This is a genomic window from Halorussus salilacus (assembly GCF_024138125.1).
In the GTDB taxonomy this organism is placed as follows: Archaea; Halobacteriota; Halobacteria; order Halobacteriales; family Haladaptataceae; genus Halorussus; species Halorussus salilacus.
Genome location: NZ_CP099995.1, coordinates 103,438 through 122,774, shown reverse-complemented (window position 1 = coordinate 122,774; position 19,337 = coordinate 103,438). Strand labels below are relative to the sequence as shown.

Below are 19,337 nucleotides of genomic sequence, written 5' to 3'. Positions count from 1 at the left end.
CATGACACAGAACGTATACAACGACGTCACCCCCGAAGAGCTCGGTAAGAAGCTGTACAAATGCGCAGACGCGATCCGGAACGCGGTCGACGAAACCCGGTATAAAAACTACATCCTCCCCCTGGTATTCTACAAGAGCATCGACGACACCTTCTCTGACAGGCTGGAGGAGCAGAAGGAGCAGTTCGCCGGGGACGAAGAACTCGCACGGAAGGCCATCACCGGAATGTCGGTTCCCGAGGACTACCGGTGGGAGTCCGTCACCGAACACAGCGAGAACATCGCTCCCTACCTCGACGAAGCGTTCGACGCCCTGGAACGGGAGAACGACCAGCTCCGCGGTGTCGTCCGCGTCACGTACAGTGACGAAGAGGCGCTCAACGATCAGCGGCTCCGCGACCTCATCCAGCGAATCGACACCTTCGAGCTGAGTACCGAGAAGGTCGAAAAGGACTTTCTCGGCGAGGCCTACATGTACATGGTCGGGGAGTTCGCTAAGGACGAGGGCAAGGAGGGCGGCCAGTTCTTCACTCCGCCGGACGTCATCGACCTGATGGTCCGCGTACTCGCAAAAAGCGGCGGCACGGACGGTTTTGAGAAGGGAGCGTCGTTCCACGACCCCACCGCTGGTTCCGCAGGGTTTCTCGTCCACGCGGCCTCCTACTTCCGCAATGAGCAGGGCGGCGACCCGAGCACGTGGACGGTCACGGGCCAAGAACTGAACGCGGACATCGCCTCAATCGCGCAGGTCAACACATTCATGCATGGACTGGAGGCGGAGATCCGGCGCGAGGACTCCCTCGCGAACCCGCAGTTCCCGAACTACCTATCGGACGACGAAGGGTTCGACTACGTCCTCGCAAACTTCCCGTTCTCGGCCGACTGGCCCAAGAGTGACCTGAAAGACGACAAGTGGAACCGGTTCGACTGGGCCGATAAGTTGCCGCGTGCGGATCGCGGCGATTACGCCTTCCTCATGCACATCGCGAAGCTGCTGAACCAGCAGGGGCGGGCAGCGGTCGTCGTCCCGCATGGCGTCCTCTTTCGGAAGCACGAGAGCAAGTACCGGAAGGCCATGATCAAGGAGGATCTGGTTGAGGCCATCATCGAACTGCCCAGTAACCTCTTCCAGAACGTCAGCCTGCCTAGCGCAGTCATCGTGTTCAACCGTGACAAAGGACCGGACCGCGATGGCGAGATCCAGTTCATTCACGCCGCCGACGAGCGGTTCTACGTTGAGCGGAGCAACCACAACGATCTGACCCCGGAAGGTCGTGATCGCATCGTTTCAGCGTACGAATCGTGGCTCACCGAGGACCGGATGTGCCGGACGGTCTCGGTGGATGAAATCGCTAGTAACGATTACAACCTCAACACCTCGCTTTACGTAGACACCACCGAACCGGAAGAAGATGTGAGTGTCCGTGACGAACTGGAGCTACTCCGTAAATCGCAGAACGAGCGTGATGAGGTTGAAGCACGGATGACGCGTCAGATGGAGACTCTCAACTATGAGTGAACAGGAGATAACGCTGGACCAGTTCGCTGGTGATTCGAGTGATAGCAAGTCCGAGGAGAGCACGGTAAGCTATGTTGATTACCCGGACGGTTGGAAGGTAGTCAACTTTCACACGTTGGTTTCCGATTTCCGTTACGGTACTGATACAAAATCGAACACAGAAAACAACGGCTATCCCACACTACGGATCCCTAACATAGTCGGAGGAAAAATAACTACAGAGGATCTGAAGTACACCCCGGTAGACGACAAAGAGTTTGAACGCCTGAAATTGGCGGAGGGTGATATACTCCTAATAAGGACAAACGGGAATCCCGACTATGTCGGCCAGTCGGCTGTGTTTTCAGGAGAACTGGAGGATTCGATATTTGCGTCCTATCTAATCAGAATCCGAGTGGACAGGGACGAAGTCAATCCTGTGTTCGCGAAGGAATTCCTGAACTCCCACTCCGGTAGAAAGGAGATGGCAGGGTGGATTAGTACCTCCGCAGGAAACCACAATCTGGGTATCAGTTCGATCGAGAACTTCAGCACACCACTTCCGTCACTAGATGAACAGCGTAAGATCGCAGGTATCCTCCAGACCGTCGATCAGGCACTGGAAACGACGGAAGATGTTGTTTCGCAGGCGACGAGAGTAAAAAAGGGACTCATTCAGGAGTTCTATTCCGAGGGCTACTACGACCACACCGAGTGGCAGGAGGTGGATAAACAGGACGCGTACGTGATGACGCGGGCCAACAGGGTTCCCGCAGAGTGGGAGGTTCGCCAATCGGACGAAATCGCCGATATCAAGACGGGCCACACGCCGTCGACATCCGTTGACGAATACTGGGACGGCGATATCTCGTGGGTGGACATCCACGATCTGACGCAGTTAGAGAAGACCGTCATCGAGACGACCGACGACACGATCACGGAAGAAGGGCTGGAGAACTCCGGCGCCAAACTCCTACCGGAAGGTACGCTGGTCCTCTGCCGCACAGGCGCCATCGGAGAAACAGCTATCCTGGGCAAAGAGATGGCGACCGACCAAGATCAGGTGACGTTCGAATGTGACGAAAGCGTCGTGCTTCCGCGGTATCTGATGTACCTCTTCAAGTTCGCTACTCCACAGCTCGAACGACTGTCGGCGGGGAGTACGCACGATAAGATCCAGCTGCATTTCTTTTCTGATCTGGAGATCCCGCTCCCCAGCCTCGACGAGCAGCAGAAGATGGTGGACGCGATCGAGTCGGTCGATGACGTCGTCATCGCGAACAAAGAACAGCTCGACGGTCTCAAGCGTTTGAAAAAAGGTCTGCGCCAAGACCTTCTTTCAGGAGATGTCCGCACCGCCGGGAAGGAGATCGACATCCCCGACGAGGTCAAAAACTATGAGCCAGAATAGTTTCCCTGAGTTCAACGAGCAGAAGATTGAGTACGCGCTGCTCGACTGGCTCGCTGGCGCTGGCTGGGGTACTTATGGAGGCCCCGACGAGCCAGACGGCGGCGTACAGCTCGACGCGAAATACGACCGCGACGACAAGAGCGAGGTCGTCTACTGGGAGTTATTACGCGAGCAGTTGATTGCCCTGAACGACCCGGTCACAGACCACAACGTCGACGACGTAATCACGTCGCTCCGCCGTGATTTCACCGGCGACAGCCTGCTCGAGGCCAACCGAAACGTCCAGGAACGCCTGCAGAAGGGGCGGCAAGTGAACCTCTCCAAGTCCGACGGCACCACCGAGAAGGTAATCGTCGACCTCATCGACTTCGAGACGCCGGAGAACAACTCCCTGATTGCCGCGAACCAGTTTCGCGTCCGTCAGCACGAACTGGTAATCCCGGATGTCGTGCTGTTCGTCAACGGTATCCCGCTCGTGGTCACCGAGCTCAAGTCGCTCACCCAGGACAGCACGGTCACCGACGCCATCAACGACATCCACACCTACGAGAACGACGCACCACGGCTCTTCACTCCGGTCCTGTTCAACGTCGCCGCGGACCATGAACACGCCCGGTACGGTGCCGTCGACGCCCCCGAGACGCACTACAACCCGTGGCAGCCCGACGATCCGATCGGCTCCCAGAGCGAGCTCAAGGAGATGACGCATTCGCTGTTGACGCCGGGGGCGCTGCTGGACATCGTGAAACACTTCGTATTCTACCAGCGACAGCCGGGCAGCAATGCGAAAATCATCCCGCGGCACATGCAGTACCACGGTACGAATGCCATCCTACGACGCGTCAGGCGCGGCCAGTTCGAGAACGGACTGATCTGGCACACACAGGGGAGCGGAAAGTCGTTCACGATGTTCTTCACTGCTCGCAACCTGCTATACCGGCCGGACATCATCAAGACGCCGCAGGTGCTCATCCTGGTGGACCGGCAGAACCTGCGGGATCAGATGTCAGACGACCTCGGGAAGCTCCTCGACTTCGAGCACTATGAGATAGTCACCGGCGGCTCCGACCAACTGCAGTCACTGATCGAGGAAGGCCAGAGCCAGGTCGTCGTCACCACCGTCCAACTGTTCCAAGACGTCGACGAGAACATCCAAGAGAACGACGAAACCGTTGTCCTCTCGGACGAGGCCCACCGGTTCATGGAGGCGAAACTGGGTAGCAAACTCGACAATGCTCTTCACAGCTACTACCACTTCGGGTTCACTGGAACACCGGTGAACGAGAACACCGAGGCCGGCCGGAACACCTTCCAGCATTACTCAGAGCCGCGAGACGAAGAGGGGTACCTTCACCACTACTCGATGGAGGACGGCATCAACGACGATGTGATCCTACCGGTACACTTCGAACTCCGGCAAGGGAACCGTGACTGGAAGATCAACGACGACGTGATGGACCAGGCGCACGAGGCCGCGACGGGCAATCTCGACTACGACGAAAGGGACGAGCTTATTCGCGAGACGATCAACCAGCAGACGCTCGCTGAGCTCCGACCGCGCGTCGAGAGCATCGCCGAGGAAATTGTCGATCACTACCGGGAGAAGCTGGCGCCCAGCGGCTGGAAGGGCATGGTCGTCACCCCGTCCCGGAAGGCAGCCGCACTCTACGGCGAGGAACTGCAGAAGCATCTGGACCCAGAGGAGGTAAGAGTCGTGATCTCGTCGGCCGGGAAGTCGAACCCGATCACTCGGACGTATCATACCTCGAAGAGCGAGCGGGAGCGGATAGTGGAGGAGTTCAAGGACGAGGACGGCGACCCTAAGATCCTGGTCGTCTGTAGCATGCTCCTCACCGGGTTTGACGCTCCGATCCTCAAGACGATCTACCTCGACCGGCCGCTAACGAATCACAACTTGTTGCAGGCGATCGCCCGGACGAACCGGCCGGACGAAGGGAAAGAGAACGGCGAGATTGTCGACTTCGCTGGCGTGTTCGCGGAGGGGAACGTCGAGGAGGCGTTGAACTACTATCCGCCCGAGGTCCGGCAAGCGGCCGCAGAGGACGTCAACGAACTCCTGGGTGAGTTCGACGAGAAGCTCGAGGAAGCGGTCGCGTTATTTGATCACATCGACGTCGACGACAACCCCGAGACGGTGGTCGAGTGCCTGACGTACCTGCGGAAAGACGCCGAGGCCCGCCGCCGGTTCAAGGAACTGTACCGGGACGTTGAGAACCTATACGACACGCTGGCGCCGATGGGTGAGCTCGAAGACGAAAACACCGGTCGCCCGCAGAAGTACAGCTGGCTGACGCAGGTGTACCTCGCGTACCAGCGCAGCATGAACCGCGAGAGTGAGCCGGAGAAGCGACTGCGGGAGAAGACGAAGGAGATCGTCGAGAACAATGTCGAGGTCAATGCCGACTGGCTTGACGAGAAGTTCGAGGTCGTCGAGTTCGATGCCGACCACCTCGAACGCGTCCGGGACATGGACGCGGAGCAGGGTATCACCGAGGTCGCCGGCGCCGCCGACGACTATCTCGACGACCGATCCGAACACCACCCGCGGTACCGGCGGCTGAGTGAACGCGTCCGAGAGGTCGTCGACAAGTGGGAGAGCGACGAGGTGACCGCCGACCGCGCGTACGAGGAACTGGTCGAACTGGAGGAGGAGATCCTCTCGGTCGAAGATGAGGCCGAGGAACGCGGACTGTCACCATCCGGCCACGCCCTGTTCGCGGCGCTGATGGACGACAGCGACGAGGGCTTCGCGCAGTACATCGACGACGAGGATGAGGCCCAGTTCATCGCGAAGCGCGTCGACGAGGAGCTCGCGAAACGCGTCGATACATCCTACACTGACTGGGAAACCAGTAAGCGAACCCGTGAGGACATCCAGAAGCTCTTGCTCGAAGTAGTCGCGATCGAAGCCGAGAAACCCGATCTGTGCAAGGATGACCAGTTCCTCGAGGACGCACGGGGCTACCTAATTGAGAATCATCCCGACGCCTGACGCTTTTTTCTTCATGTCCAGCCGGTAGCGCGGGTATCGCCGTTGTTATCCCCGGGGTTCTATCTCATCGATCGCAGCGACGGCTTCATCGATTGTTTCGGCATCAAGAATTTCCAGGTACTCGGAATCCAACTGGACGCGGTCCTCCCGTTCATTGGGTTCCTCTTTTCCGGTCACTGGGCAAGTCGTCCCCGCACGGGGGTTGGGATACTGGACGCGGACAGATTTCTTGTTCACCCGAATGACCCGGCCTGCCCGTAACTGTGGATTGCGGAATTTGACGATTGCGCCCGCGGATAGCTGTTCGCGTAGCTCGTTTCGTTGCTGTTCACGTCGCTGGTCGGTCTGTTCCCCGACCGAGGAGCCGATAGCGTTCAGTGCGCGTTGCTCTGCGCCACGCGCTGTCGATTGAGCACGGTCGAGTTTCACCTCCAGCTCCCCACGGGCTTCCTGTTCGAGGCGGCTACGTTTCTGTGCGCGCCGCGTCGGGTAGTTCGCGCGCCCAGTCTCCACCGGTGACGGCATCTCTGCCATCCGTCGGCGTTTGCCCATCCAGTCGTTGAACTGGCGGCGGGCCGCGTTGATGTGGCGGAGCAACCGGTCGTCACTGACGTAGTGTGGCTGTGCGTCTTCTGGCAGGGCAGAATGGATCTCATCGATCTGTTCGACGGTTTTCTGCGGTGGTGAGAGGACGCGTGGGACGGCGATGTCGTTCACCGCGTCGATAAGGTCGTTGATGCTGGCCGATTCGTCTATTGGAGCGAGTTCGGTCTGTTCTTCGAGGGCCTGAAGTGTTTTCTGGCGTCCGGCGCTGGTTCCGAGCGGTGTATCCATGGCTCAGGTCCCTCCAGATAACCAGATTCGAAGATCGAGATCTGCAGGGTCCATGGTGATTTTGTCAATAGGTGATGCGTCCGCATACTCCGACATTGTCACTGTGTGCTCCTTGTTGGTATATAAACTCTATTTGCTGTTTCGCCAAGAGGTTCAATAGACACTCCGTTCGGCGTATTCCGGGTATTCGGAATACACGTGCCTCATGAGCTCTGAGAGTTGCTGTACAGGCCTATAGGGTTAGGCGTAGCTACCGATCAGAGGAGTTGACCCTCTTTAGACAGTTATCGCTAGTTCATCGATTATCTCTTTTTGATCACTGTCGGGGATTTCGGAAACAGGCATTTTCTCCTGAGACAGATTTGTGGGTTCGATTTTCCAGCATCGATTCACCTGAACTCGAAGCGTATCTCCCTGAAGCACATACCCTGGGAGTCCATTCAACACGAAGTTAATGACACACATCTTCGCGCAGTCTGGATCAATATCCCATCCAACGTAGATAGCTGGACAGTCTCCTCGTATATTTTGAAGACGATCTGCACTCTTCAACAGAAGGCTTCCGCTTCCGCACCCACTGAGATCACCGATAAGAAGCGGGTCGTCAGGCGAAGCATCGCAGATTTTGTCCTCATCTGGGAACGCTATTTCAGCCATTGTACCACTAACTGAGCCAGGTGTGAAGTGCTGTGCAAAGTTATCTGAGGTAGTTGAGTAATGTTCATAAATAAAACCAAGAATATCTTCATTAGTTTTTTCTAACCCAACGGTAAGCCCGCTAAGGGCTTTTGCATGGAGTTGAAGAAGGTCCTTCACGGTGGCCATGTCGTGGCCGTCAGCACGATATCGCTCAACTCGAGTCGAGTATTGCCGTTCATCACCGGAGAAGCTTGAAATAGTCAGATCGAGGAAATCAGAGAAAACCTGATAAGACGAATCACCAGTCCTCGCGGAGATCTCGTTCAAAGGATTAGTCACCTTCTCACGGATTCCCGGCTTGATTTGAGAACTCATGATTCCACCTGAAGCTCCATTCCAAGCCATTCCAGCCGAGTCGCAACCAAATTTGTTCTACTGATTTGTTCGCCGAAGCTCGTCTTGGAGATGTCTCTCGTAACCATTTCCGATCATTACGAGGCAATTCTGAGTAGCCCCGCACCCGTCAGGGGCAAATAAAAATACCGCTGCTAACGCTCCGTCAGTTGTAGATATTCTCCAAGCAAATCTCCGCCAACAACACTGACTACGGTTCGACCGCCGATACGGCGTATTTCTCCTTGAGCGCCTCTTTCATTGCAGCTTCTCGTCGCTCGACGAATTCTTGGAAGTTTTCTAGCGTCGGGGTGATGCTCTCGGGGTAGCGGTTCACGGTGCGATAATGATCCGCTTCGGCCTCACCAAGCCCGTTGAGCCATTCTTCGGGGAGTGTGTCGCCCTTCCGACGGTTCTCCGCAGCGTCGAGGAGCTGAAGGTTACCAATGCGGTGGATCTTGACTCCGTCACTATCGGGACCCGCCGGTGGGATGTCATCAGCACATGCTTTCGGATAGATATGATCAACGCTGAGTCGCTCAATATCAAGATCCGCGTGCCCTTCATCAAGCAGCCCGAGGATTGCCGCGACACCTTTGTGGGTGAATGTATCACCATCGCTCGCACCATTATCATAGCGTGCGTTCTCAACGGCTTTGTCTACGTGTTCTGCGGTGAGGTGTAGGTCCAGATCATCAAGCAGCTGGTCACCTGGAAACGTCTCAAAGCCGTCTTCTGGCCGAAGATCAGACAGTGATTGGGCCATAGACCGGGCTTGTGAGCCAGTTAACGCATTGAGCAACTGGGACTTAGCAACAAAGCGGAACGCCGCTCGTTCGTTCGCTTCGTTGACCTCGGCGTCAGGATTCTCATAGTAGAATTTCGCCAAGAGGGCGACGAGAAGTATACTCGGCATCGACTTCGGCGCCAATCCGACGTTACCGACCGTTTGAAAGCCTCTGTCGATGGCCGTTTCGAAGCGGCCGTGTGGGTTCCCCATGTCGTCGGGGGCAATCCACTTATTGCGCATAGCCTTCACCTCATCATCTTTCGAGAATGCTTCGACCGTAGTCTGAAGGAGATCTTCATTAATCAGATAAATCAAGCAGCGGGTGAGGAACTGTCTCGTAATCTCCGTCTCGAAAGCTGGGTGACGGTCGGACAGTGTCTCGATATGCGATTTTAACTTCTCGCGTGGATGGAACGCGTCTTCTTCGGTGTACGGACAGTAGGTGGCTAACAACGACTGGGTGTACTGGTATGGCTGAGGACTCTCTCCGGCTAGGTTGATACGCGAGAAGATCGTATGAACCTCTTGAGAAGAGTACTTGACCGTCGTACTCGGAAGTTCGTAGCCCAGCACATTCTGGCGGAATTTCGTGACGACTCGTTGCGCTACGCGGTGCAGCGCCCGTCTCTGTGGTCCCGTCGCACTCAATTCTAGGTTCTCAATCTGTTGTTCCACTTCTTGATCCACCGTGCTCGTCTCTCGTTCCGCGCCGCCCTCGGTGACGAATTCGTGAACGGGAAACCATAGACGATGGATGTCATCGTCATTTAATGATGTCTTTTCGTAGCCAATCTCGCTTTCGGGATCTAGAGTGTCCGTCCCCCGGAACTCGAATTCGTAGTTACCTGCTAGCCCCAGCCCATCGGCATCGCGGTACTCGGGGCTACCGAGAAGGTTGATACAGAGGACTTTCTCGCTCCAGAACCGTTCGTCTGCCCGACTGCCGGCACTCCCACCCGAATATGTGAACAACGAACCACAGAGGCCAACGTATGCCGAATTTAGTCGCTGTTGCCCATCAATGACGAGATAATCACAGATGATATCCTCAATTGCAACGCGCTTGTTATAGCGTCGGGCGTCACGGTCGCGAACTCGTCGAGGTACCCGTCCATCGCCGTCGATGTACTTACGGATGAATTCGTAGGTGGCGAAGTTGTCTTCGGCACTATCGATATCCCACAGCGTTACCTGACCGACAGGGTACCCGCGGATAAATGAGTCGAAGAGCATTGCGATCTGCTCTTCTTTCCAGACAAACTCTCGCTGCAGTCCCGGCAGAAACGCCCGCTTGTTAAGTTTTGAAACAAAGTCCTCAAGCGTCTCCATCATATGTGCTGACGACAGAATCTATTAATATAAAATGTATTGTCTCTGGGTGAGATAGATTGGGCGGGAATTAGGTGTACACTTGCAGCATCGTGAAATACCGAGATCATCAAATAATTTCAGCTTCGATCGGTTCGGAAGTGGACCTATAGTGGTTAGCAGATGAGGAGGAACAGCCAGTAGGGAATGTAACAGAGGTTGACGCCATCCCGCTCGACAACGAGTGAACCCGACTGCGTCACTTCCTTTGGTAGGCTATCCGTAATGATGAACCTGTAGGGAGCTTCGTAATCGAGGTCGAAAAGCTCCTCTCCGCCGGGTATTGGATGCTTCCCGACAGTCGGATCGAATTCGGCTGCGATTGTATCAGCATTCCCTGCGTGTGGATGATAGGAGAGAACGAACGGGACAACTACTCCATCCTCATTGTGGAGGATGTAGTCGACCGTCCCCGACTCAGTCTCGAAGTATTCGACCTGAGGATCCTCATCTCCCGATCCACCAACCCTCCACGCCAGTCGTTTCGCATGGTCAAAGGCGACGGTCCGAGCTAGCTTGTACTCGAACTCGTGATTGAGCGATCCGGTCTTCTCGTATGTTTCGAATCCGTGGTGCTCCTGACGTTGGGACAGAAGTACAACGTGGCGCGGATTCCGAAGGTAGAGTCGAGTACGGCGGTGGCGTTGAAGTGAGAAGTCGTGGGATTCCGAAACGGAGAGTCCGTCATCCAGTACGGATAGATACGAATCGATAGTCCGCCGATCGACTTCCAGCTGGTCACTGATATCCGTATATCGAAGCTCGTTCCCAGCTTGGCTCGCAGCTAATGAAGCGATTCGATGGAGGTTCTCAGGTCGTTGAATCGATTCATACTCTGCGAGTTCCTTGTAGAGATACAGGAGCAGATGAGATCGGATGAGTTCGTTTTTGACCGGGGTTTCCGTAGCACGTAGGAATATTCCACCTTTCTGCAAGTACTCACGAGCGGCCTCATACAGACCATCTCGCTCAACGTCTGAGAAGGCTTCAAAGTAAAGCTGATTTAACGACGCGACTGCGTCATCCAAGTTTTCCGATTCAGACAAATTACTCCGGACATCCTTTATCAGCGCCTCACCGTCCATACTCCTCGTTTGATGGGACTCCACGCGAAGAGCAAAATCAGGGTCTGTCTCGAGTAACGCAGAGTCATCATATGCTCCCTGCTTGATAGTGTCGATGAACTTCATCGGCAGCATCGCACGAGGATAATTGATTTTGGGCTCGCTCGAAGCCGAGATCTCACGCAGGTCGACCTGCGATTCTACAATGCCGGTCAGCAATAGATAGGTATCATCATCTACGAGGTCTAGAAGAGCGCTCTGTTCATCTTCATCGAGTCGCAGAGCCCCGATATCGTCGAGGATGATGTACTTACGACCTCGACGTGGAGCGACGTGAGAACGGAAATAGTCGATAACGTCTTCCAGTTTTTCCACAGCGCTGCTTGAAGGTTCGAGATGGTAGAGAGAATCCTCAAGAGGGACATAGAGGATCTGGCGTGGATCAACGGAGCCGACGATATCTAAATCACGATGGCCGGGAGAGAAGTCAACGGTGTCTGAATCAAGGATTGTAGCGGTGAATTGCTGAAGAAGCGTCGTTTTGCCGATTCCGGTCGGTCCGTAAATGGGATACACGAGACTCTCAGTCCCGTCTTCTCGCTCGTCATCAATGGACTGCAGTACTTTGAGTAAGTCTGATCGGGGGTCTAGAGAAGCGGTTTGTTCTAACTCAGATAGTGAACCATTGCCTGTATCCCACCATTCGTTATGCCATTCAGCGTCTGCGATGAAATCAGAACCGTCAGATAGGTCTGTCATAGAGGAACTTGACCCCGGCATAGTATAAATATGTAGCATCCTGATGAGGCAAATTTCAGTTTTAGCGTAGCACCAACGTTCTTGTAGGTGGACTGTGAGGACCCTCAATATGATATGTCCCCGTTTGGCTAGATTCGTTTTCGACTTACCCTGCAAATCAGCAGCAGGCTCTCAGTCAAGGAGATTCTGGGTCAGCCTCCGATCCACGGAGGAACAACTGGTGGCTCCGGGGGACGATAAGCGTGTCTGAGGTCCAGCATTTCGATGGGACGCTCATTACTGTTCCATTCGGCACTGGTGAGCCCAGATCAACAGTAACTGAGCAATATCAGGCCCTTCTGAAGGAATATAATCTAGAAGACATCCTCGTCATCACTGGATCTCCGACGAGCATGGAGACGTTTCGGGAGGAACTCAAAGACATAGCACCCGGATCAGCTGTCCCACGTGTCACGTCCCTGGTCGTGCAAGCGACCGACGTCGTGAACCAGACCGATAACCGAGCGATTCTCTCAGACGCAATGCGGCGCGAGCTCGTCCATCGGTTCCTCGAAGAACAAGAGTGGGACAGTGAGCATTTCCGGCGTGCAGCCGAACAACCCTCCTTCCTGAGTGATATCGCCCAGCTCATGGAAACTGCCACGTGGCAGGACGTTTCCTTCGAGAAGACACCAGAGCTAGTTGAAGTTGCGGAACTCGTCGAAGCGTTCCACGAATGGCTCGACGACCATAACCACCTAGAACGGGGCCAGCTAATCACTGAGGCGAATGCGGCGTTGTCGGAGACCGAAGAACGAGACGACGTAGTCGATGCCGAGGCAGTCCTCGCCGTCGAGTTTGAGGAGTTCCTGCCGCTTGACCGTCGCTATCTTGCTACTGTGGCGGATGGGTTGGAACTCGTATGTGTAGCAGAAGAGAACGCGAGTGTTCGGCGTACATGGATCGAGCCAGGACCAATTACTGACTACGTCTCATTTTCGAGGACAGAGTCTACTGCAAGGACAGCACCCCCATCTCGTCCGGCTGCGACGGGTGCTTACCTGGCGATTGAAACCGTTCACGAAGATCCCGGGGCGGGGGAGGTGAACGTCATCCCAACAGAGACCGCCGACGAACAGATCAAGAATGTCGCTGATGAAATCGAGCGGCTTCGAGATAGAGAGAACTGGGATTACGAGGATTTCGCCGTCGCACTGAAGCAGAGCGGTTCCGCAGTAATCGAGACGCTTCGTGCCTTCCAGCAAACAGGGGTTCCGACAGAGTCCACGACTGTCACGGGGTTCGGCGATGATCCCGCTATTCGAGAGTTACTGCAGGTTGTTCGCTATCTGGCAGCCGATGATGACTACGCTCGAACAGAGCTGCTGGAAGCCTCGGTTTTAGACGAATCGATTCTGGCCTCTATCGAGCAGATGGAGGGCCTCTCAAGTCCGCTCCGACGGTGGGCGACCGAGTCAAACATGAAGGTTCGAATCGCTGAGGAGACGTCTCCACTGAACGTTCGTGCCCAATTCGGGAACGTTCAGCGGGCGTTCGCGATGGCGGAGTTCGTAGAAGACACGCCGTTCATCGAAACGACCTGGGAGTCGTTCGCGACGATGCTTGAACGCGCCCACGAGTATGCTCCTCAACAGAACCAAACAAGTTCGACCGAACTTGACGGAGGTGTCCGAGTCGATCACTTACAGGCGATCAAAAACGGGTCCTTCCGAGCAGTTTTCTTGCTGGACGTCGTCGACGAAGAGTACCCTGGATCACCTTCCCTGACTCGGTTGTTCCCCCAAGAACGCCTCTCAGAGATGCCGGACTATCCGGGCGTAACACAGGTCGACGCAGAAGATGTCACTAATACCTTCCCGACCTCCTCGACAGCGTCAAGCCGCCCGTTCCAACGATACCATGCAGAGCATGCACGGCGGCGGCTCGCCATCGGAGCAACTGCTGCTGGCGATCGCCTGTACTTCTGTCTATACAATCACAAAGACACCGCACTGGAAGAACGTGCTCAGCCGTCGCGGTTTCTCACGGACGCGTATCGGCAGTTGCCGTGGGTGAAAGAGGCGACAGAATCAGAGATCAGGAGCGAGCGAAGAGCGGAAGAATATCTGCTCTCTCGGGTCGACAATGCTCTCGCTGACGTTCGTCGCTCTCACAGCCAAGACGTGACGGTCTCTCTCGACGAGGTCGAAGCCGAGCTTTCGGAGATTCAGTACCTCCTCAGTGAAAGCGGGAACCGCGGCGAGCAGCTTCGTGATGCACTGCAAGCACGTATCGAATTTGCTGCCGGAGGGGTTCGACGTGACTGACGTTACCTTCCTCTCGCCGTCGCGTCTCGCGACCTACGCGGACTGCCAGCGGAAGTTCGATTATGAGTACGTTCAGAAGGTCAACGCCCCAGAGAAGACACGGTTGTACCTGAACCAGGGGCGGGCCTATCACGGAACGATCGAGGTAGTCTGCGAAGCAACTAGCCCAGAAGATGACGCCCAGCTCATCTACGATCGGGCAGTAGAGGCATTCCCTGAGCAATGGAGAGAGCATATCTCTCCGGACGAGTACGCGTCAAACGCTCACCAGGAATACCAGCGCCTCGAAAATCTAGAGGCAATCAAGACCTTCTTTGACCCTGATGGTGGCCACGGCATCGATCACGCTCGTCAATCCGTTGCGACGGAGAAGTGGCTCGATTGCGTCGAGAACGGCCTCGGATTGCGTGGGAGAGCCGATAATATTCTCCGGACGGACGAAGGGATCCACGTCATCGATTACAAGCGGAAGCTCAGGGACGTAATTACGTCCAATACTGCTAGCGTCCTTGAGGACCATCTAGACGGAACGGATCACGACCCGAAGAGAGTCAAGAACGTATTCCAAGCGGCCACATACATCGAGGGCGTCAAACAATCTGACCTCTACGAGGACGGGATGAATATTCGATTCAGTTTCTACGGTCTCCTGAATCACACGTCGTTCGAAAGTACACCAGACGGATATGAAATCTCTGTACGAGGCTATCCACGCGATACCACGGACATCTACGAAGAGTATCATGACACGATATGGAATCTCCTACAACGTGCACACGAAGGGATCACGAGCGGCTCTCACGACCCAGATCCGTTCCCACTCATTCACGATGAGGCCTGTCCCGACTGCAAGTACCGAGAGATGTGCACAGAATCTCTCGCAGAGGGGGTGAAGCGATGAGCGACGACGTGCCTGATTGGCTCCCAACCATCGAGGACGATGAGGATCCGAAGCCACAGCAGCGGACGATCATCGAGTCGGAGCGGTATCCCATGCGGGTCCTCGCAGGTGCAGGGACCGGAAAGACGTTCACAATGGTCCGGAAAATCGAGAACCTCATTGACGAGCACGGAGTTTCTCCGGATCGGATTCTCGCGTTGACCTTCACCAACAACGCCGCTGATTCGATGCGTGAGAAACTCAACGCAAAACTCGGACCCGCAGGGTATGACGTCGACGCGTATACGTACCACTCTATCTGCAACGAGATACTGACGGACTATGCCTATGATGCGGGATTAGATCCAGACTTCGAGATCGCAACGGATGCTGAAAAGTACGTCATCGTGCTCGATGTCCTCGACGAAATCGACTACCGTGCCGTCAAACCCAACGTCTACGGCCCAGATTCATACGTGAGCGGCGTCGCATCGAAACTCCTCTCCTTTATCGGGTCGATGAAGCGAAGTGGGATTTCGCCCGCAGAGATCGAGGAGTATCTCGGGTCACCGGAACAAGTCTATGAGCTCGATGCTGTGCCAGACCGTGTTGAGGAGATTGCAAGTGACCATCTTGGTGGTCGTTCAGTTTCGACCGTTCTCGACGGCATCCCGGATACACGAGCCGACCTCGTCGCAGAACGGGATACCCTCCGCGATGAAGGATTAGAGGCGAGCATCAAAGACTTCCTCGACCGACTCGTTGACCTCTGTGACGCACTCGAAGTAGCGTTTGAGGAGCATGAGGCTGGTGAGCGGTCGCTTCCCGAGGATGCACATAAGCTGCCGAAATATCTCCTTGGAGGGTACAGTAGTGCTCCGAGCGGGATACCAAACGACCTGAAGCTCGAACTGACAGACTACCTCCGAAACGCTCTCGACGAGTGCAAAACTGCCCTGGATTTGAACACAGGGTATGAGGCATACGAGCGAGAGCTCGACCGGCGAAATCTGCTCGACTTCGATGGTCTCGTGGTCAAGACAGTAGAGCTGCTCGAGACTGACGTCGGAGAGGGTCTGGGCGACCGATGGGACTACGTTTTCTGTGACGAGTTCCAGGACACTGATCGTCTCCAGTTCGACCTCATTACATCCCTCGTCTCAGAGGATCGCCTATTCGTCGTGGGCGATGACGACCAAGCAATCTACGAATGGCGCGGCGCGAACGTCGCGAACATCACTGACGAACTCGACGACGTCTTCGGGCCCGATCTCGAAGACGAACCGCTAGAACAGAACTTCCGGTCACGTCAGCCTATTCTCGACCTCGCAAATGAAGCACTAAATCGGTTGGCGGATCGGCGGAGTACGAAAACGCTCACGCGTGTCGACGAACCCGATTTCGACGGAGACACGGTCGCAGTCGTTGAGGAAGCCGACGACGAAGGCGACCGAGCTGAACAGTTGGTGACTGTCACCCGAAATCTTCTGAGTGGCGATGCAGAAGCACTAGATCGGGCGTACGATCCAGGGGAGATAGCACTCCTCGTTCGGAATAATGACCACGCAACCCCAATTCTCGAAGAGTTCGACGAGGCAGGAATACCCTATCAGGTTGCGGGAGACCTCTCCACGGAATCAATCGGGGTCGGCACCGTCGTCGCCTATCTAAAGGCGCTGGCTCGTCCCGAAGAAGACGACGTAAGCTGGAACCGGGTACTGACGATGCGTTACCGTCTCACCGATGCTGATCTGCGTCGTGTCAATAGCCACGATGACGGTACATATGCTGGGATATGCAACCAACCCCTCGAAGTATTCGATGAGCCCGACCGTATTCAGGAAGTACGAGAACACATTTCTCGCCTTCTCAAACTACGTGAAACAGCCTCCCTCAGCCACCTTTACCGGGAACTCAAACGCCTGACCAACATCGATTGGTACCTCAGCAAGCAAGAGCGTCGTGACCTGGCGCAGCTGGACGAGATTATCGACCAGTATGGAAACGACGCTGTACAGCCCCCACTCACGCCGCAATTCATCGATTCGCTGCAGCATTATGACTCGCTCTTCGAGGAGAGCGGGTCGGCACCGACAAGTCAGCCAGAACTGGCTGACGACGCGGTCAATGTCATGACCATTCACAAGAGTAAGGGACTCGACTTTCCCGTGGTTCTGATGTCCCGGTTGACCGCTGACGAGTGGGAACCAGAGTCACGAACCTACGATACATTCGAGTCAGCACTGTCTGAAGGTCCAGAATCAGTGTTCGACAAAGATCTCGTCGCTCAAGATGCCAACGAGGCTCGCAGAATACTTCACGTGGGGATCACTCGTGCCGAAGAGATACTCGTACTCTACGGAAGCAGGGAGGAAGACGACACAGACGACGAAAGGCCCGTACACGATGCTGTCAAGAGCATCCTTCCAGAATCCGTTCCCTGGCGGCCAAGTAACGGTCACCTCCCAATCTGGCGCGATTTACAGGAGTGTCTTCCATCGAACCATGCTGATTGGACAGCCTCTTTCGCGAGCACAGTAGTTGGGGACGTCTCTGGACAAGTGACGTACGGCTCTGAGAAGCTCTCAGCATCAGACGGACGAGACCGCGTGATCACATTCGGAAACAAGCTCATAGAAGGCTCAATCGAGAGAGAACCTGAGAACCGACGATTTTCAATTGACGCCCTGACTGGGCCAATGACCCCAAACCCGGCACTCCAGCACAGTTACACCTCACTTGAGGCCTACGAGGAGTGCCCCCGACAGCACTTCCTGGACTACGTCGTCAACGGGTTCTCCGACTACCGTGAGAACGGCTATGGCGGAGACGGTATCTCACAGCGGATAGTCGGGCTTCTGTTTCACGATACCGCAGAAATCGCTGCGAAGGAACAGGCAGCAGAGCGAGCAGAATGGTACGCTATTTGTGAGCGGCTGGCCGGACAACGGCGTGCCACGGATGAATTACCGGTCGCGAAGGAATGCATCGACCGGTATTTCGACCTTGATCTAAGCGGCTGGGAAATCGTCGATGCTGAACGAGAGTTCCAGCTAGAAGTGGATGGCCACGAACTCGTCGGGTTTATCGACGCCGTCTATCGGACCCCGGACGGTGAGTTGGTCGTCATCGACTACAAAGCCACCGAGCGTCACCGAGACATTGACGAAAACAAGCAGCTGCCACTGTACCTGCTCGCCTGTCGTGACCTCTACGAGGAACCGATTACCCGCGCGGGATACGCCTATGTCGGCGATATCGGTCCAAAAGTCGAGGCCCGTTCGTTCGATGAGGGTGAACTAGATTCAGTACGAAAAGCGGTGTCGACGACGATGGATCGAATCAAGGAGACATCGTTCAGCGGGTACGAGACTGGGGAGCACTGTCGGTGGTGCCAGCACAGTTCCCTTCCCTGCGGGGAAGAGTGGCGTCAAGAAGACGGAGGCCGCTAGTAGGTCATCGGGAATGACGGTTGACCGGTCGACCGCTCATCGTCAGCTATAGCGAACAAGGGATGGATGTCTGCGAGCGTATAGGTTTCGAGACACGCATACAGGTTTGAGGCTCGGTTGTCCTCTCCTGCTGCGCTAGCCGTTAGCCACGCCTCGCCGAAGTACGGAACGTCGCTGTTGAATACGGTGGGATCCGCAAGATCGTCAGACGGAGGGTCGCGGTCTTCCTCTCGCATGATCTCCCACTGGCTCTCGCGCCACGTCTGCGGTTCAAGCCCAGTTTCGTAATCTGTCCAGAGCGTCTTCGGTGCGGGCGATCCAACATGTTCAGCCATATCCTCGAGTGAACCCTCCCCAAGCACCCGATTCTTTGCCGACGAAAGGTCGGCATGGTAGTACGACTCGAGTGCTGTACGTACATTCTCTGCTCGTCCAGGCTCACCGATTTCCGCAGCGGCCCGTTCCGCACGACCCACCAAGACTGGAAGGTCGAACCACGCGCTCCCGAAGGTGATGAGAACATCGACATCCCTCGCATCGAGCCAGTTCACAACCGCCTCAATAGCGTCGAGTTCCGCAGAAGCCGTCTCGTCTTCACGGAAGATGACCTCAGCCTCAATCTCCTCGCTTGGATTCCCTCGGTATCCAACGCCGGTACAGAGTAGTTCCTGATGGTCTGAGTTCGGTGGTTCGAGTTCTCGCTCGGAAACAGTCGTAATCGTCTCGATGTCCAGTGCTGCAATAGCATCGGCTGCACCGAATCGACGAACCTCCGTGAAGGGCGGTACAGGTGAGGAGGGATGAATTTGACAGCGTCGGAATCACGGCTAAGATGAGTGAATTTAGATTGAGAAGTCATCGAGACCCACGGAGTATCCTCTCCCCTAGACGATGGACGTGTGGACGTACGGACTCAGTTGGCTGTTGGAA

General features: G+C 55.6%; 11 protein-coding genes. 6 read left to right on the top strand and 5 right to left on the bottom strand.

What is annotated here, in order from left to right; translation table 11 throughout:
- Nucleotide 1 precedes the first annotated feature (1 nt).
- From NGM10_RS17710 to NGM10_RS17700, 3 genes are read left to right on the top strand one after another with little or no spacing between them, the layout of a single operon-like run.
- Nucleotides 2-1,519, top strand: a complete 1,518-nt coding sequence (locus NGM10_RS17710; RefSeq protein ID WP_224215101.1) for a type I restriction-modification system subunit M — start codon at nucleotides 2-4, stop codon at nucleotides 1,517-1,519.
- Nucleotides 1,512-2,909: a restriction endonuclease subunit S gene (locus NGM10_RS17705; RefSeq protein WP_253484799.1), complete on the top strand. Its 1,398-nt coding sequence runs from the start codon at nucleotides 1,512-1,514 to the stop codon at nucleotides 2,907-2,909. The genes NGM10_RS17710 and NGM10_RS17705 overlap by 8 nt, the downstream gene beginning before the upstream one ends.
- Nucleotides 2,896-5,922, top strand: coding sequence for a type I restriction endonuclease subunit R (locus tag NGM10_RS17700; RefSeq protein WP_253484796.1), 3,027 nt, complete (start codon nucleotides 2,896-2,898; stop codon nucleotides 5,920-5,922). The genes NGM10_RS17705 and NGM10_RS17700 overlap by 14 nt, the downstream gene beginning before the upstream one ends.
- Before the next feature lie 45 nt (nucleotides 5,923-5,967).
- Here the strand turns inward: NGM10_RS17700 and NGM10_RS17695 are convergent, their stop codons facing one another.
- The 4 genes from NGM10_RS17695 to NGM10_RS17680 form a co-directional block, all read right to left on the bottom strand.
- Nucleotides 5,968-6,756 (bottom strand): hypothetical protein, encoded by a 789-nt coding sequence (locus NGM10_RS17695; RefSeq protein ID WP_253484794.1) that lies wholly within the window; start codon nucleotides 6,754-6,756, stop codon nucleotides 5,968-5,970.
- A 276-nt stretch (nucleotides 6,757-7,032) separates the two neighbouring features.
- Entirely contained in the window at nucleotides 7,033-7,770 is a 738-nt protein-coding gene (locus NGM10_RS17690) for an N-6 DNA methylase (protein ID WP_253484793.1), read from the bottom strand.
- A 229-nt stretch (nucleotides 7,771-7,999) separates the two neighbouring features.
- On the bottom strand, nucleotides 8,000-9,910 hold the full coding sequence (locus tag NGM10_RS17685; RefSeq protein ID WP_253484790.1) for a DUF262 domain-containing protein: 1,911 nt from the start codon (nucleotides 9,908-9,910) through the stop codon (nucleotides 8,000-8,002).
- Nucleotides 9,911-10,062: 152 nt separating this feature from the next.
- Nucleotides 10,063-11,769, bottom strand: a complete 1,707-nt coding sequence (locus NGM10_RS17680; RefSeq protein ID WP_253484789.1) for a DUF8612 domain-containing protein — start codon at nucleotides 11,767-11,769, stop codon at nucleotides 10,063-10,065.
- A 242-nt stretch (nucleotides 11,770-12,011) separates the two neighbouring features.
- Between NGM10_RS17680 and NGM10_RS17675 the strand changes: the two genes are divergently transcribed.
- The 3 genes from NGM10_RS17675 to NGM10_RS17665 are packed head-to-tail and all read left to right on the top strand — an operon-like array spanning nucleotide 12,012 to nucleotide 18,407.
- Nucleotides 12,012-14,075, top strand: coding sequence for a PD-(D/E)XK nuclease family protein (locus NGM10_RS17675; RefSeq protein WP_253484787.1), 2,064 nt, complete (start codon nucleotides 12,012-12,014; stop codon nucleotides 14,073-14,075).
- Nucleotides 14,023-14,976 carry a PD-(D/E)XK nuclease family protein gene (locus NGM10_RS17670; RefSeq protein ID WP_253484785.1) on the top strand — a complete coding sequence of 318 codons (954 nt, stop codon included), beginning with the start codon at nucleotides 14,023-14,025 and terminating at the stop codon, nucleotides 14,974-14,976. Before NGM10_RS17675 ends, NGM10_RS17670 begins: the two co-directional genes overlap by 53 nt.
- A complete protein-coding gene (locus tag NGM10_RS17665) occupies nucleotides 14,973-18,407 on the top strand; it encodes an ATP-dependent helicase (RefSeq protein WP_253484783.1) in 3,435 nt (1,144 codons plus the stop codon). Before NGM10_RS17670 ends, NGM10_RS17665 begins: the two co-directional genes overlap by 4 nt.
- On the opposite strand, the gene NGM10_RS17660 is transcribed toward NGM10_RS17665, so the two are convergent.
- Nucleotides 18,404-18,958 (bottom strand): hypothetical protein, encoded by a 555-nt coding sequence (locus tag NGM10_RS17660; protein ID WP_253484782.1) that lies wholly within the window; start codon nucleotides 18,956-18,958, stop codon nucleotides 18,404-18,406. The two genes, NGM10_RS17665 and NGM10_RS17660, sit on opposite strands and share 4 nt — an antisense overlap.
- Nucleotides 18,959-19,337 lie beyond the last annotated feature (379 nt).

What these genes read in the sequence shown, in the direction of transcription:
- NGM10_RS17710 (WP_224215101.1), top strand. Translation starts at nt 2, where the DNA reads ATGACACAGAACGTATACAACGACGTCACCCCCGAAGAGCTCGGTAAG.
- NGM10_RS17705 (WP_253484799.1), top strand. Translation starts at nt 1,512, where the DNA reads ATGAGTGAACAGGAGATAACGCTGGACCAGTTCGCTGGTGATTCGAGT.
- NGM10_RS17700 (WP_253484796.1), top strand. Translation starts at nt 2,896, where the DNA reads ATGAGCCAGAATAGTTTCCCTGAGTTCAACGAGCAGAAGATTGAGTAC.
- NGM10_RS17695 (WP_253484794.1), bottom strand. Translation starts at nt 6,756, where the DNA reads ATGGATACACCGCTCGGAACCAGCGCCGGACGCCAGAAAACACTTCAG.
- NGM10_RS17690 (WP_253484793.1), bottom strand. Translation starts at nt 7,770, where the DNA reads ATGAGTTCTCAAATCAAGCCGGGAATCCGTGAGAAGGTGACTAATCCT.
- NGM10_RS17685 (WP_253484790.1), bottom strand. Translation starts at nt 9,910, where the DNA reads ATGATGGAGACGCTTGAGGACTTTGTTTCAAAACTTAACAAGCGGGCG.
- NGM10_RS17680 (WP_253484789.1), bottom strand. Translation starts at nt 11,769, where the DNA reads ATGACAGACCTATCTGACGGTTCTGATTTCATCGCAGACGCTGAATGG.
- NGM10_RS17670 (WP_253484785.1), top strand. Translation starts at nt 14,023, where the DNA reads ATGCACTGCAAGCACGTATCGAATTTGCTGCCGGAGGGGTTCGACGTG.
- NGM10_RS17665 (WP_253484783.1), top strand. Translation starts at nt 14,973, where the DNA reads ATGAGCGACGACGTGCCTGATTGGCTCCCAACCATCGAGGACGATGAG.